The organism is Pseudomonas sp. DTU12.3 (assembly GCF_004124275.1).
GTDB classification, from domain to species: Bacteria; Pseudomonadota; Gammaproteobacteria; order Pseudomonadales; family Pseudomonadaceae; genus Aquipseudomonas; species Aquipseudomonas helmanticensis.
In genome coordinates this window covers 1,201,361-1,216,309 of sequence record NZ_CP027218.1, presented here as the reverse complement: position 1 = coordinate 1,216,309, position 14,949 = coordinate 1,201,361, and the positions used below count along the sequence as shown (strand labels likewise).

The following is a 14,949-nucleotide window of genomic DNA, read 5'->3' as shown; positions in this document are numbered from 1 at the left end:
CCGGCGCGCGATCACTTGCCGCGATTGAGTCGCCGCAGATTGCCCAGCACCGACTCCAGCGCCCGATCAAACAGCAAGGTGTCGTCCAGCCTGCGTACGACCCCGCGCTGAAATTCATGGGCCAGACTGACGCGGCTGCGCTCCAGCACTTTCATCCCGGTGCGGTCGACAAACACGTACTTGCCCGTGACTTCGATGATGGCCGCGAGCTTGCAGCGCAGCGTGTGGTCGTCGTCTTCCTGAAACGTCACCCAACTGCCCAGGCGCAGTTGCTCAACCTGACGCAGGCCGGCATCGTCGTCGGGCAGATTCACCGCAGCCGGCGCCAGCGGGTTATCGCCCGCCGGCAACACGATCTGCTGCGAAACCTCGATCATGGCCGGACTGAGCGCCTGATCCGTTTCACCCGAGCGCTCCAGCACACGCACGTGCAGCGCTTCCAGTTCACTGAAGAATTCACTGGTGGCAAACGGATCGAACGCCGAACTGCTCAAGCCGTCACGCAGCGACTTGAGCAATCCCGGCACCAGCGCCAGCAAGCGCAGACTGGATTCGCCGTCGTCATGGCGCTGCACGCTCCAGATCAATTGCTCCATGGTCTGCACGTCGGCTTGCCATTCGGCGGATTGGTCGCCGTGCTTGAGGCGGGTCAGCAACAGCACTTTGCTCCAGGCATCCTGCACGAAAGTCACCACCGAGGGCGGCAGGACTTTGCCCAGCAGCGCCTGATTCAACGCTTGCTCGACCCGACGCCGGGCCAGTTCGGTTTTCGCCCGGCCCTCTTCGGCATCACGCAAACGCTGCTCAAGCAATTCGCTGCGCCGACGTTCATCGCTGGTAAAGGCAAGAAAGTCAGCCAACAGTTCGGAGAAAATTGCCGGATCGTCGACGAAATCGCTGAGCAAGCGCTGCACCACCTGTTCGATGCGCAGGTACAGACTGTCACGCGCCTCGCCATCGCAATCGCCCCAGCCCATGGCGGCATCCGCGATTTCGTTGAGCAAGCGCCGCGCCGGATGGCTGCTGCGGCTGAAGAAGCTCTTGTCGAGCACCGCGACCTTGAGCATGGGGATCTGCAAGCGGGCGATCAGGGCCTTGAGCGAGTCTGGCACGTTGCGGTCTTCGAGAATGCAGTCAAAGACCATGGCGATCAGATTGATCACGTCCTCGTCGGCGCCACCGACGATCCGCGACTTGCCACTTTTGACGCTGACCCGCGTCAGCAATTGTTCGAGTTGATTGCGCAGATCGAAGTCATCCTGCGCCGCCAGCGCCGGCACATATTGCTGCAAATGCGAGAGCAAGCGCAGCAGGTCGCGGGTGGTGATCGGCTGGGCCGTGGCACTCGGTTCCAGCGTCGGGGCAACGCTGCCGCGCACGTGCAGCAGCAGTTCCTGCAACGCGACGAAGACTTCCTGCACGCCTTCGTCTGCGGGTGACGGTTCCTCGCTTTCTTCGCTGTAGACGCTGGCCACCGCACGATCCAGCGCACGTCGCGCCGGCGCCGGCTTCAAGTCGGGCAGCACACCCGTGGCAAGCAGCAGTTGATTGGCTTCGGCATAGAGTTGTTCGGTATCAGCAAGCACATAGCGTTCGAACAGTTTGAGCAGGATCAGCTTGACCTTGATCTCCACCCCCAGATTGCGACCGGCCTGCAGGAAGTACTCACAGAGCATCGCCGGGCCGAGCGGGTTGTGCTGCTCGTCGAGGGGATTGCCGAGCAAGGCATTGAGCCGCGCGGTCAATTGATCCAGCGCGAAGCCATCACGCTTGAGGACGCGCCCGACCATGGTTTCGATGGCGACGCTGCGCTCCATGTCATCGGTGCGCGGGGCCGACTCTTCGAACATCAGTGTGCGTGGCAGCGTGTTGTGCGTGGGATCGTATTGGGTGAGGCCGACGAAGGCTTCGAAGAATTGTTCGAGAAAGCCGCGCTCGATGTTTTTGCGCTTGAGGCGCAGGTCGCGCATGGCTTCGAAAAAGATGTTCTGTTCGACGTCGTTGCGCGCCCGATCGGCCATTTCAAACAACGTGTCATCGGCGTTATCGAACAGCTCCTGCAAACCATGGCGCAGCTGTTGCGCAGCCTTGTCGCGAACCTGAAGGAGAATCACAGGCAGGCGGGCGAGCGGCGAATGATTCGCCTGATCGGTAGCGGCCTTGTGCAAAGGCACTACTTTCCCGTCGTTGTGCATCCAAGCCTCCTGGAACGGTGATTGTTCTTGGCAGAAACATCGAGTGTGCTGGCGGCAATGCAGGCCATCACACGAATCCCTGTAGAAGTGAGCCTGCTCGCGATGGCGTCCTGTCAGTCAGCGCAGTGGCGATTGAGTGAATGCTTTCGCGAGCAGGCTCGCTCCTACAGGGTAATTCAGCAGGCACAGACCCACGTCAAAGCTATGACGTCAAATGCAAGGCGGATTATCTTGCAAAACTTGTCGCCAGCGCTATAGCCGTCAGGGTTTCCCCTATGCCGCCGCCCTCCCAATGACCACGGTACAACGCTGTTTACTCAAAGAAATTCGACCGGATGCAGGCAAGCGCGCGCGTTCTCGCCTTGGGTTGGCTTGTGCCATGCCCCTATAATCGAACCACTTTGTTTGTGGAGCCCGTTATGCCGAATCTACGTCTCGCCGATTTGACCGCCGAAATCGAAGCCAACGTGCGCCGTGCGTTGCTCGAAGACATCGGCAGCGGCGACATCACCGCGCAACTGATCCCGGCCGAACGTTTGGCCAAAGCCACCATCATTACTCGCGACGAGGCCGTCGTTTGCGGCACCGCGTGGGTCGATGCGGTGTTCCGTCAGCTCGACCCGCGTGTGGCGGTGCACTGGCAAGTGATAGATGGCGAACGGGTGAAACCCAATCAGCCGCTGTTTCATCTGGAAGGCCCGGCCCGTTCACTGCTGACCGGCGAACGCAGTGCGCTGAACTTCCTGCAGTTGTTGTCCGGTGTGGCCACGCGCGCGCAGTACCTGGCTGACTTTGTCGGCGCCACTGACGTCAAGTTGCTGGACACCCGCAAGACCCTGCCAGGCCTGCGTCTGGCGCAGAAGTACGCAGTGACCTGCGGTGGCTGCCACAACCATCGCATCGGTCTGTACGACGCATTCCTGATCAAGGAAAACCACATCGCGGCCAGCGGTGGCATCCCGCAGGCCATTGCCGCCGCGCACAAGATTGCCCCGGGCAAACCGGTGGAAATCGAAGTGGAAAGCCTGGAAGAACTGAAGGAAGCGCTGGCGGCCGGCGCCGATATCATCATGCTCGACGAATTGAGTCTGGACGACATGCGCGAAGCCGTGCGCCTGAACGGCGGCAAGGCGAAACTGGAAGCGAGCGGCGGCATCAACGAAAGCACACTGCTGCCGATCGCCGAAACCGGGGTGGACTACATCTCGATCGGCGCGATGACCAAGGATGTCAAAGCGGTGGATCTGTCGATGCGTTTGAGCCTATAAGCCCTTCGCGCAATAAAAAACGCCAGCCCGGTTGAGGCTGGCGTTTTTGTTTCAGACCACCAGATTATTCATCTCGCAGTAATCGTCCCACTCGACACCCAATACTTCGGCCGCTTCCTTGTGCAGCACAAGGCGCTGCGCCTCGAACTCCTCCGGCGTGCTCGTGTACTTGAGCGTCAGCTCCCACGGCTGCAAGCCCTGAGCCTCGGCTTCGTCTTCGAACGCCCACTGAATCTGATCTTTCTGATCATCGGGGCCGAGATCCTTGATCTCTTCCAACAGCTGCGGCGCGTCGAGTTTGTACTTTTCCAGCGCTTGTTCGTGACGTTGCTCTTGAGTTAATTCGGTCATGGCGTTCTCGTTGATCGTAAGAATGGAGGATGGATCTGGATCATCAAGGATCTCTCTGACGCGGATTTGTCCGGCCTTCGGAACCATTCGGGATCATCTGAAAACTGCTAAGCGATGCTCATGCAGGCACCGAATATAGGACGTTTGCATGACGAATTACACGGCTCTTTACATCTCTCGCACAAAAAGTTGACCTGCGGAACATAAATGCGCTTTTCGAGTCATAGCGATGTGCCAGTTCGGCACTCATGCTGTTCACAAGGAAAACCAGTGATGCGCAGCTTTTCGAAGATTTCCGCTTTTGTTTCCACCACCACTCTGATCGCCACCCTGGCACTGCCGGCCAGCGCAATGGCCGTCGAATTGAGCACCAGCAGCCCGTCCTACGGCGACAAAGTTGCGTTGGTTCATAACGACTTCGGCAAAGAAGTGGTCGTCAGAGGCGATATCAGCATTGATGAGTTGAAGAAAATGCGCGACACCATCAGTGAGCAATCGCGTCAGATCGAGGAGCTCAAACGCAGCAGCGGTTCGAGTTCAAGCTCCAGCGGCAAGGAAATCGATGAGCTGAAGAACAAGGTCAAGGAACAGGACCGCGAACTGGATACCCTCGGTCGTCAAGTTGAAGAGCTCAAGCGCAACAGTGGCTCCAGCTCCAACTCGAACAGCAGCGAGATTTCGAACCTGAAGCAGAAGGTCAATGACCAGGATCGGGCGATGGACCAGCTCAAACGTACTGTCGAGGATCTGAGCCGCAAGGTGAAATAAGGTAGAGCGCGCCTGGAAAACGCCGACTCTTTCGGTTGTTCTCGGGCGAGTCGATGGCTGCATCGCTAACCACCTTCCTTTTTGCAGCAACAAAAAACCCGCTACGGCGGGTTTTCCTGTTTTTGAACACCAAACCAGTCCTTAAGAATGTTGTAGAATTTCGTAATTCCAGGAAAACAAAAAAATAAAATCTTACCTTAACGGGGCAATTATCCAAGCATGCTAACGGTAGCTTCAGCGTCAAAACACAAATCACGACTGGATCGGACAGCGAAAGTCATTCAAGACAAACAGAAAATTATCGCTTTTTTCATAGCGGCTCTGCTTTTTTATCTGATTCAAAAACATATTGATGCGAGATTCTTTTTAGGTGATGCCAAAGACTACTGGTATCTCAGCTCTTACATATGGAATTTTTCGTTCCCGGAAAACTTAAGGGGGTACTTCTTCCCGCTACTGCTTTCTCCGGCAAAATACCTGTCAGAAACCTTCCCACAACTTGGTTACTTTCCTTTAAGGCTTCTTCAGGCTTTTGCATACAGCTACAGTCTGTGTATTCTGCTCCCGGATCTGTTCTCGAGAATATTTGGTGGTCACGTCACCCTGCTTAGGCGATTGATCGTCCCCTGCCTCGTTGCCATCTTTTTTCCTGGACTTATATCCTACCCGCTAAGCGATTTGCCGGCATTTTCGCTAATCTTATCGAGCATATATCTTCTAATATCCGCAGAGAAGAAAACATCGCATAGCGGAATGTACGCAATGCTTTTCGCTGCCGGGCTTTTGGCCTATGGCGCGTGCAACACCAGACCAATTTATATATTTACCCTCGTGGCCTTGGCCATATCCATACCTTTACTGATATTCGGCTCGCGCGCACTCTCTACCAAGATCCTCGCCACACTTATTTTCGCATTGGGCGCTGCAACCTGTTCCATTCCTCAAGCAATGATCAATATCAAGCACTTCAATAGCTCTTCTCCGCTGGTTATCTCAAACATCGGTGAAACTTCGCTGTTTGCGACTCAGTTGAAGTGGGGCATTACGATACAGCGCTATGAAACACTGCTCGACAAAAGCAACGAGAAAGTATCCGGCATTTATTACTTTTATCCAGCCGGGGAAGAGTTCTTTAAAAGCCGCGGATTGAACGAGGTCACAGCAACAGTGCCCTGGTACCTCGGAATGGTACTTTCAGAGCCCGTTGTATTCTCTAGAATTTATCTTAGGCATTTTATCAACGGTATTGATGTACGCGACCAGGAAGTATATACAACGTCCCCTTCCGTGCAAAAAAGCATTAGATCTGCAATAAGCATTGCATTGTTCTTTTTCGGGTTTTTCCTTCTTGCACGGTCTATTCCAGAGCCATCATCGCCAGCGTCCGATACCAAAAAACAAACGTTGAGCAGGCTCTTTTGGTTGATCGTACTAATCATTCCCGTTGTTGCCATTATTCCTGGCGCGATCGAAACACGCTTTTTCTTTCCGCTACAGGTTATTTGCTACAGCGCCATCGCTTTTAAAACTTCGATTCCCACAAGCAAAAGTCTATTGACAACAAAGGCGCTCTTGCTGATTCTGGTTTACGTGATCCTGGTTTCATACTCGATAGTGACAACAAACGCATCTATGTTGAACAGAACCAGCATTATTTTTGAAAGCCACAAGGCAATTGATTAACAACCATAACGTGAATACACCCCCTTGAAATACGCTACACGGGGCATGATTGTCGAGGGGGATCAGTCTGCAAGTGAATTTGGTGCCCGAGACAGGAATCGAACCTGCGACCTTCGCGTTACGAGTGCGCTGCTCTACCGGCTGAGCTACACGGGCGGTGGGCTAAACCTAGCACCGGTCTCGGGCCGCGGCAAATTTGAACGTTGTCTCTGCTGAGCATTACTTGTGGCGAGGGAGCTTGCTCCCGCTGGGTTGCGGAGCGACCCCAAGCTTTTCTGAAGCGGATGTTTTTTACGACTGCTGCGCAGCCGAGCGGGAGCAAGCTCCCTCGCCACAAATGCTTTTATGGCAGACAAAAAAATGCCCCACCGTTTTCACGGCGGGGCATTTTTATTGCGCTAACGCTTTGGGGTGATTAAACGCCCGAAGCCTTGGCCGCTGCCACGTCTTTGATGGACAGCTTGATACGGCCGCGGTTGTCCACGTCCAGCACCAGCACTTCCACTTCCTGGCCTTCTTTCAGGATGTCGGTCACTTTCTCTACGCGAGCGTCGCTCAGCATCGAGATGTGTACCAGACCGTCCTTGCCCGGCAGGATGTTGACGAATGCGCCGAAGTCGACGATGCGCTCAACCTTGCCGACGTAGATCTTGCCGATCTCGGCTTCAGCGGTGATGCCCAGAACGCGCTGACGTGCAGCTTCAGCGGCTTCCTTGGTTTCGCCGAAGATCTTGATCGAACCGTCGTCTTCGATGTCGATCGAAGCCTTGGTTTCTTCGCAGATCGCACGGATGGTCGCGCCACCTTTACCGATAACGTCACGGATTTTGTCGGTGTCGATTTTCATCGCGATCATGGTCGGAGCGTTGGCCGACAGTTCGGTACGCGACTGGCCAATGATCTGGTTCATCTGCCCGAGGATGTTCAGGCGCGCTTCCAGGGCTTGGCCCAGAGCGATTTCCATGATCTCTTCGGTGATGCCCTTGATCTTGATGTCCATCTGCAGCGCAGTAACGCCTTTGGCGGTACCGGCTACTTTGAAGTCCATGTCGCCCAGGTGGTCTTCGTCACCGAGGATGTCGGTCAGGACGGCGAATTTCTCGCCTTCCTTAACCAGACCCATGGCGATACCGGCAACCGGCGCCTTCATCGGCACACCAGCGTCCATCAGGGCCAGGGAAGCACCGCAAACGGAAGCCATCGAGCTCGAACCGTTGGATTCGGTGATTTCCGAAACCACACGGATGGTGTACGGGAACACGTCAGCGGCTGGCAGCATGGCCGAAACCGAACGACGGGCCAGACGGCCGTGACCGATTTCACGACGACCAGCACCACCCATGCGACCACACTCGCCTACCGAGAACGGAGGGAAGTTGTAGTGCAGCATGAACGGGTCTTTTTTCTCGCCTTCCAGGGTGTCCAGTAGCTGTGCGTCACGGGCAGTACCCAGAGTCGCGACTACCAGAGCCTGGGTTTCACCACGGGTGAACAGCGCCGAACCGTGAGTCTTCGGCAGAACACCGACTTCGATGTTCAGCGGACGTACGGTCTTGGTGTCGCGGCCGTCGATACGTGGCTTGCCGTTTACGATGTTTTCGCGAACGGTGCGGTATTCGATTTCGCCGAAAGCGGCTTTGACTTCGCTGGACGAAGGCTGGCCTTCTTCACCGGACAGCTTGGCAACAACCTGATCCTTCAACTCACCCAGGCGAGCGTAACGGTCAGCCTTGATGGTGATGGTGTAAGCCTGGGAGATCGCCTCGCCGAACTCGGCACGGATAGCGCCCAGCAGTTCGGTGGCTTCTGGAGCCGGAGCCCAGTTCCAGGTTGGCTTGGCAGCTTCAGCGGCCAGTTCTTTCACAGCGTTGATGACAACCTGGAATTCGTCGTGAGCAAACAGTACCGCACCCAGCATCTGGTCTTCGGTCAGCTCTTTGGCTTCCGATTCAACCATCAGGACGGCGTCGGAAGTACCGGCAACGACCATGTCCAGGCTCGAAGCAGCTTGCTGCTCGTAAGTCGGGTTCAGCAGGTAGCCAGTGCTTTCGTGGAAGGCAACGCGAGCGGCGCCGATCGGGCCGTCGAACGGGATGCCCGAGATAGCCAGGGCAGCCGAGGTACCGATCATCGCAGCGATGTCCGGATCGGTCTTCTTGCTGGTGGAAACGACGGTGCAGACAACCTGCACTTCGTTCATGAAGCCTTCTGGGAACAGCGGACGGATCGGACGGTCGATCAGTCGGGAAGTCAGGGTTTCTTTCTCGGAAGGACGGCCTTCACGCTTGAAGAAACCGCCAGGGATCTTACCGGCAGCGTAAGTCTTTTCCTGGTAGTGAACCGACAGAGGGAAGAAGCCCTTGCCTGGATCGGCTTGTTTTGCACCGACTACAGTCACCAATACGCTGACGTCGTCGTCAACGGTGACCAATACTGCGCCGGAGGCCTGACGGGCGATACGGCCAGTCTCGAGGGTAACGGTCGATTGACCGAACTGGAATTTTTTGATTACCGGGTTCACGGTGTCCTACCTTCTTTGTGGCTCTTGGGGGAACTGGTTTCTTGCGAATTCTTGGGCAATGTCGGGAATCGGCCCAACGCCTGTCCAGGGTAAAACGTGTATCCAGATAAAACTTGAGGCTGGGAGCCTGCAAGACGCCGGCGGTAAACCGCTGACGTCCGACAGACCACCAACCTCATAGCGCAATCGCTGATTAGCGACGCAGACCCAGGCGAGCGATCAGAGCGCTGTAACGGCTCACGTCCTTGCCTTTCAGGTAGTCCAGCAGCTTGCGACGCTGGTTTACCATGCGGATCAGACCACGACGGGAGTGGTGATCTTTACCGTTGGCCTTGAAGTGACCTTGCAGTTTGTTGATGTTGTGGGTCAGCAGTGCAACTTGCACTTCTGGCGAACCAGTGTCACCAACAGCTTGCTGGTAGTCAGCAACGATTTGAGCTTTTTCTTGAACGTCGAGAGCCATGAGGCAATCCTTTTATCAGGAAACTGTTTCAGGGAAACAGCTTCAACAGGCCAGGGACAAATCCCTGTATCTATAAATGAGTCGTGACCGTGCCTGTTAACAGCCACACTCGCCGACCTGCTGTTACACAGGCCGGTTCCGGTCATTCTGACCGAATCAGTCGACGTGGCGCGATGCGCCCGTCTTCGCTCACTTCACCGATACCGATGAAGCGACCATTTTGATCCTGTACCCGTACCATGCCGAACTTCGGCGCATCCGGGGCACGTACCGGCTGGCCATTAAGCCAGTAGAACGCGCTCGCTTCCGAGAAGTGCAGCAACGGCCAATCCAGCAGGCCGCTGTCCGATGGCATCAGGAAGCGATCAACCGCTTCATTGCCGCCTTCGGCATGTACCGCTTCCAGCTCTTCGAGGGTGACGGTCTGTGCCAGGGTGAAAGGCCCGGCCTGGGTACGACGCAATTCTGCGACGTACGCACCACAACCGAGTTGCTCACCGATATCCTCCACCAGGGTGCGAATATAGGTGCCCTTGCTGCAATCCACCGCAAGACGCGCAGTATCGCCTTCGAAGGCCAGTAATTCCAAGCGCGCAATAGTAACAGAACGCGGTTCGCGCTCCACTACTTCGCCTGCACGGGCCAACTTGTACAACGGCTGGCCATCACGCTTGAGTGCCGAGTACATCGGCGGTATCTGACTGATTTGCCCGCGAAATTTCGGCAATGCCGCTTCGACATCGGTGCGACCAACGGTCACCGGGCGCTCCTGCAAAACTTCACCTTCAGCGTCTGCCGTGGTGGTGGTCTTGCCCAGTTGCGCCAGGGTTTCGTAACCCTTGTCGGAATCGAGCAGGTATTGCGAAAACTTGGTTGCCTCACCAAAGCACAAAGGCAAGACACCGGTGGCCAATGGATCGAGGCTGCCGGTGTGCCCGGCCTTCTCGGCATTGAGCAGCCAGCGAACCTTCTGCAACGCGGCGTTGGAGGTGAACCCCAACGGTTTGTCGAGCAGGATGATACCGCTGACGTTACGACGGATACGTTTGACCTGAGCCACCGAATTACTCCTTGGTGTCTTCAGGTTCAGCAGCGACCGGGTGCTGATTGTCTTCAGCCACGGCACGCTCGATCAGCGCCGACAAATGCGCGCCACGGACGACGGATTCGTCGTAGTGGAAGTGCAGTTGCGGCACGCTGCGCAGTTTCATTTCACGGGCCAGTTGCATACGCAGGAAACCTGCGGCGGCATTCAGCACCTTGATGCTTTGCGCGATGTCTTCAGCGTTGTCCTGGCCCATCACGGTGATGAAAATCTTCGCGTGACCGACGTCACGGCTGACTTCCACTGCGGTAATGGTGACCAGGCCGACGCGCGGGTCTTTGACTTCGCGACGGATCAGTTGAGCCAGCTCGCGCTGCATCTGATCGCCGATACGTTGGGTACGGCTGTATTCTTTTGCCATGATTTTGTTACCTGTTACTGCCCCGCGGCGAAACCCGCAAGGTCTGAAAGCGGCAAACGCCCGGCCTGACAAATGCCAGACCGGGCGTTGCGTTTAGAGTCCTTGTGATGCGCCACCCCCTTGGGTGCGGCCGACCATCACGGCTCCTGAAGTGCGCGAGTTAGAGGCTGCGAGCAACCTGAACCTTCTCGAAGACTTCGATCTTGTCGCCGACTTTGACGTCGTTGTAGCTCTTCACGCCGATACCGCATTCCATGCCGGCACGTACTTCGGAAGCGTCATCCTTGAAGCGGCGCAGGGATTCCAGCTCGCCTTCGAAGATAACGATGTCTTCACGCAGTACGCGGATTGGACGGTTACGGTGCACAACACCTTCGATCACCATGCAGCCTGCGATCGCGCCAAACTTCGGCGAACGGAACACGTCACGCACTTCGGCGATACCCAGGATGTTCTCGCGAACATCGCTGCCGAGCATACCGGTCAGGGCTTTCTTGACGTCTTCGATGATGTCGTAGATCACGTTGTAGTAACGCATGTCCAGACCTTCCTGCTCGACGATCTTCCGTGCGCCAGCATCGGCACGCACGTTGAAGCCGAACAGTACAGCGTTGGAAGCCAGTGCCAGGTTAGCGTCGGACTCGGTGATACCACCAACGCCGCCGCCTACTACACGCACTTGAACTTCGTCGTTGCCCAGGCCATTCAAGGCACCGTTCAACGCTTCCAGCGAACCACGGACGTCGGATTTGAGGACGATGTTGAGCGTCTTCTTCTCGGCCTGACCCATGTTTTCGAAGATGTTTTCCAGCTTGCCGGCGTGAGCGCGAGCCAGTTTGACTTCGCGGAACTTGCCTTGACGGAACAGAGCCACTTCACGGGCTTTCTTCTCGTCAGCAACCACGCTCATCTCGTCGCCAGCGTCCGGAGTACCGTCCAGGCCGAGGATCTCGACAGGGATGGATGGACCGGCTTCCTTGATTGGCTTGCCGTTCTCGTCGAGCATGGCACGCACGCGGCCATAGTTCGAACCGACCAGGACCATGTCGCCTTGGCGCAGGGTACCGTCTTGAACCAGAACGGTTGCAACCGGGCCACGACCTTTGTCGAGACGCGATTCAACCACAACGCCACGGCCAGGAGCCGACGGAGTTGCTTTCAGTTCGAGAACTTCAGCTTGCAGCAGAACAGCTTCGAGCAGCTCGTCGACGCCAGTACCGACCTTCGCCGAAACCGGTACGAACGGCGTATCACCGCCCCACTCTTCGGAAGTCACGCCGTGAACCGACAGTTCGCTACGGATGCGATCGAGATCAGCGCCCGGCTTGTCGATCTTGTTCACTGCAACAACCAGTGGAACGCCAGCCGCTACAGCGTGCTGAACAGCTTCAATGGTCTGCGGCATCACGCCGTCGTCCGCTGCAACTACCAGGATCACGATGTCGGTCGCCTTGGCACCACGAGCACGCATTGCGGTAAACGCGGCGTGACCCGGGGTGTCGAGGAAGGTGACCATGCCGCGTTCGGTTTCAACGTGGTATGCACCGATGTGCTGGGTGATACCACCGGCTTCGCCAGCAGCTACCTTGGCACGACGGATGTAGTCGAGCAGGGAAGTCTTACCGTGGTCAACGTGGCCCATTACGGTCACGACTGGCGCACGGGAGAACGACTCACCTTCAAACTTCAGGGACTCGGCCAGGGAATCTTCCAGAGCGGTGTCGCTGACCAGGGTCACTTTGTGGCCCAGCTCTTCGGCTACCAGTTGAGCAGTTTCCTGATCAAGCACCTGGTTGATGGTCGCTGGAGTACCCAGTTTGAACATGAACTTGATGATTTCAGCAGCCTTGACCGACATCTGATTGGCGAGATCGCCAACAGTGATGGTCTCGCCGATCTGCACATCACGCACGACAGGGCCGGTTGGGCTCTGGAAACCGTGGGCGTTGCGCTTCTTCAGCTTGGCCTTGCCGCGACCACCGCGACGGAAGCCATCGCTTTCTTCGTCAGTAGTGCGTGGCGCCACGCGTGGAGCCGGCGCTTTTTCTTTGACCGAGGCGCGATGCGGAGCGTTTTTGCGCTCGCCATCACCACCACCGCTGCGACGATTGTTGTCGTCGGCACGTGGCTTGTCCGGACGGCGCTGTTCGTTCTGCTTGTTGCGAACGTCAGCAGACGGAGCTGGAGCAGCGGCAGCGACCGGTGCGCTTTCGCGTACAGGTTCTGCAGCGGCAACCGGCGCCGCAACGGCGGCGCTGTTAGCGTTCTGCGCAGCAGCAGGCTGATTACGCGCTTCTACTTCGACGCGTTGCTTGGCTTCTTCTTCAGCCTTCTGACGGGCAGCATTTTCTACTGCGCGACGCTCATCCAGTTCACGCTTGCGTTCGGCTTCGATTTCTTCCGGGCTACGCTGTACGAAAACTTTCTTTTTGCGGACTTCTACGCTGATGCTTTTGCTACCAGCCACACGCAGGGTGCTGGTGGTTTTACGCTGCAGCGTGATCTTGCGTGGTTCTTCCACTTTCGCCTTGTGGCTGCTTTTCAAGTGAGTCAGCAGGGACTGCTTCTCACTGTCAGTCACATTTTCTTCGGCGGCGGTGTGCGGCAGACCTGCCTCACGCATCTGCTGCAACAGGCGCTCTACCGGTGTTTTGACCTCATCGGCCAGTTGTTTCACCGTGACTTGCGTCATGCACTTCTCTCCTCAGGCCGCGCCTAATTACTCGAACCAGTGGGCTCGGGCGGCCATGATCAACTTGCCGGCACGATCATCGTCAATGCCGTCGATGTCGAGCAGGTCGTCAATAGACTGCTCGGCCAGGTCTTCGCGGGTAATTACGCCGCGCACCGCCAGTTCCATCGCCAAATCCTTGTCCATACCCTCAAGCGAGAGCAGGTCTTCGGCCGGATGGGCGTCTGCCAGCTTTTCCTCAGTAGCGATGGCTTTGGTCAACAAACGATCCTTGGCACGAGCGCGAAGCTCGTTGACGGTATCTTCGTCAAAGCCGTCGATGTTGAGCATTTCTTCCAACGGTACGTAGGCAATCTCTTCCAGGCTGGTGAAGCCTTCATCTACCAGCACCTGTGCCAGGTCTTCGTCGACTTCCAGCTCGTCGATGAAGTTGCGCAGGATGTCGCCGGTTTCTGCTTGCTGCTTAGCCTGGATGTCCGATTCGGTCATCACGTTCAGGGTCCAGCCAGTCAACTGGCTAGCCAGACGCACGTTCTGACCACCGCGACCGATGGCCTGAGCAAGATTGTCTGCGCCAACGGCGATGTCCATTGCGTGGGCATCTTCGTCAACGATAATTGCCGCAACCTCGGCCGGGGACATGGCGTTGATCACGAACTGAGCCGGGTTGTCGTCCCACAGGACGATATCAACACGCTCACCGCCCAACTCACCCGACACTGCCTGGACGCGCGAACCGCGCATACCAATGCAAGCGCCTTGCGGGTCGATGCGTTTGTCCTTCGAGCGGACGGCGATCTTGGCACGCGAACCCGGATCGCGGGACGCAGCCATTACTTCGATCAGGCCTTCAGCGATTTCCGGCACTTCAATACGGAACAGCTCGATCAGCATTTCCGGCGCGGTACGCGACAGGATCAACTGCGGGCCGCGGTTCTCGGTGCGGATTTCCTTGAGCAGCGCACGCAGACGCACGCCAACACGGAAAGTTTCGCGAGAAATGATGTCTTCACGGGCCAGCAACGCTTCGGCGTTGTTGCCCAGATCGACGATCACGTTGTCGCGGGTGACTTTTTTCACGGTGCCGGAGATGATTTCTCCCAGGCGCTCGCGATAGGCGTCGACCACTTGAGCGCGCTCGGCTTCACGTACTTTTTGCACGATGACTTGCTTGGCAGTCTGTGCAGCAATACGGCCGAACTCGATGGATTCGATCTTTTCTTCGACGACGTCGCCAACGTTGGCACCAGGATGCGTTTCGGCAACCTTGCTCGGCCAGGTTTCGATGGCCGGATCGTCGAGATCATTCTCTTCGACGACCGTCCAGCGACGGAAAGTTTCGTATGCCCCGGTGTGGCGGTTAATTTCCACACGCAGGTCAACTTCGTCTTCAAAACGCTTTTTGGTAGCAGTGGCCAAAGCCAGCTCCAGCGCTTCAAAAATTACGCTTGCCGGTACGCCCTTTTCATTGGATACCGACTCAACAACCAGCAGTACTTCTTTGCTCATCGTACGCCTCGCCTTTCGCAAGCCATTGGATCC

General features: G+C 56.7%; 11 protein-coding genes and 1 tRNA gene. 3 read left to right on the top strand and 9 right to left on the bottom strand.

Annotated elements, in window-relative coordinates:
- Window positions 1–11: 11 nt before the first annotated feature.
- Window positions 12–2,195: a DUF1631 domain-containing protein gene (locus tag C2E19_RS05375; protein WP_129388990.1), complete on the bottom strand. Its 2,184-nt coding sequence runs from the start codon at window positions 2,193–2,195 to the stop codon at window positions 12–14.
- 419 nt (window positions 2,196–2,614) lie between these two features.
- On the opposite strand from C2E19_RS05375, the gene nadC reads away from it, so the two are divergent.
- On the top strand, window positions 2,615–3,463 hold the full coding sequence (gene nadC, locus C2E19_RS05370; RefSeq protein ID WP_129388987.1) for a carboxylating nicotinate-nucleotide diphosphorylase: 849 nt from the start codon (window positions 2,615–2,617) through the stop codon (window positions 3,461–3,463).
- Window positions 3,464–3,514: 51 nt separating this feature from the next.
- On the opposite strand, the gene C2E19_RS05365 is transcribed toward nadC, so the two are convergent.
- Window positions 3,515–3,814: a DUF6388 family protein gene (locus tag C2E19_RS05365; protein ID WP_129388984.1), complete on the bottom strand. Its 300-nt coding sequence runs from the start codon at window positions 3,812–3,814 to the stop codon at window positions 3,515–3,517.
- A 273-nt stretch (window positions 3,815–4,087) separates the two neighbouring features.
- Between C2E19_RS05365 and C2E19_RS05360 the strand changes: the two genes are divergently transcribed.
- Entirely contained in the window at window positions 4,088–4,582 is a 495-nt protein-coding gene (locus C2E19_RS05360) for a hypothetical protein (protein ID WP_129388981.1), read from the top strand.
- A 219-nt stretch (window positions 4,583–4,801) separates the two neighbouring features.
- Window positions 4,802–6,265, top strand: a complete 1,464-nt coding sequence (locus C2E19_RS05355; RefSeq protein ID WP_129388978.1) for a hypothetical protein — start codon at window positions 4,802–4,804, stop codon at window positions 6,263–6,265.
- An 80-nt stretch (window positions 6,266–6,345) separates the two neighbouring features.
- Here C2E19_RS05355 and C2E19_RS05350 read toward each other — a convergent pair.
- The 7 genes from C2E19_RS05350 to nusA form a co-directional block, all read right to left on the bottom strand.
- Window positions 6,346–6,421, bottom strand: a tRNA-Thr gene (locus C2E19_RS05350).
- Between the two features lie 259 nt (window positions 6,422–6,680).
- Complete coding sequence (pnp, locus tag C2E19_RS05345; RefSeq protein WP_053117036.1) at window positions 6,681–8,786, bottom strand: polyribonucleotide nucleotidyltransferase; 2,106 nt, start codon at window positions 8,784–8,786, stop codon at window positions 6,681–6,683.
- A 193-nt stretch (window positions 8,787–8,979) separates the two neighbouring features.
- On the bottom strand, window positions 8,980–9,249 hold the full coding sequence (gene rpsO / locus C2E19_RS05340) for a 30S ribosomal protein S15 (RefSeq protein ID WP_003197723.1): 270 nt from the start codon (window positions 9,247–9,249) through the stop codon (window positions 8,980–8,982).
- Window positions 9,250–9,391: 142 nt separating this feature from the next.
- Window positions 9,392–10,309: a tRNA pseudouridine(55) synthase TruB gene (truB, locus tag C2E19_RS05335; protein WP_129388975.1), complete on the bottom strand. Its 918-nt coding sequence runs from the start codon at window positions 10,307–10,309 to the stop codon at window positions 9,392–9,394.
- Between the two features lie 4 nt (window positions 10,310–10,313).
- The gene (gene rbfA / locus C2E19_RS05330; RefSeq protein WP_007915259.1) at window positions 10,314–10,715 is read right to left on the bottom strand and encodes a 30S ribosome-binding factor RbfA; all 402 of its coding nucleotides are present in this window, start codon (window positions 10,713–10,715) and stop codon (window positions 10,314–10,316) included.
- 160 nt (window positions 10,716–10,875) lie between these two features.
- Window positions 10,876–13,407 (bottom strand): translation initiation factor IF-2, encoded by a 2,532-nt coding sequence (infB, locus tag C2E19_RS05325; RefSeq protein ID WP_129388972.1) that lies wholly within the window; start codon window positions 13,405–13,407, stop codon window positions 10,876–10,878.
- 27 nt (window positions 13,408–13,434) lie between these two features.
- Entirely contained in the window at window positions 13,435–14,916 is a 1,482-nt protein-coding gene (gene nusA, locus C2E19_RS05320; RefSeq protein WP_008088341.1) for a transcription termination factor NusA, read from the bottom strand.
- Between the last annotated feature and the right edge of the window lie 33 nt (window positions 14,917–14,949).

Excerpts from the sequence above, each read along its gene's own strand:
- C2E19_RS05375 (WP_129388990.1), bottom strand. The coding sequence starts at position 2,195 with ATGCACAACGACGGGAAAGTAGTGCCTTTGCACAAGGCCGCTACCGAT.
- nadC (WP_129388987.1), top strand. The coding sequence starts at position 2,615 with ATGCCGAATCTACGTCTCGCCGATTTGACCGCCGAAATCGAAGCCAAC.
- C2E19_RS05365 (WP_129388984.1), bottom strand. The coding sequence starts at position 3,814 with ATGACCGAATTAACTCAAGAGCAACGTCACGAACAAGCGCTGGAAAAG.
- C2E19_RS05360 (WP_129388981.1), top strand. The coding sequence starts at position 4,088 with ATGCGCAGCTTTTCGAAGATTTCCGCTTTTGTTTCCACCACCACTCTG.
- C2E19_RS05355 (WP_129388978.1), top strand. The coding sequence starts at position 4,802 with ATGCTAACGGTAGCTTCAGCGTCAAAACACAAATCACGACTGGATCGG.
- rpsO (WP_003197723.1), bottom strand. The coding sequence starts at position 9,249 with ATGGCTCTCGACGTTCAAGAAAAAGCTCAAATCGTTGCTGACTACCAG.
- rbfA (WP_007915259.1), bottom strand. The coding sequence starts at position 10,715 with ATGGCAAAAGAATACAGCCGTACCCAACGTATCGGCGATCAGATGCAG.
- infB (WP_129388972.1), bottom strand. The coding sequence starts at position 13,407 with ATGACGCAAGTCACGGTGAAACAACTGGCCGATGAGGTCAAAACACCG.
- nusA (WP_008088341.1), bottom strand. The coding sequence starts at position 14,916 with ATGAGCAAAGAAGTACTGCTGGTTGTTGAGTCGGTATCCAATGAAAAG.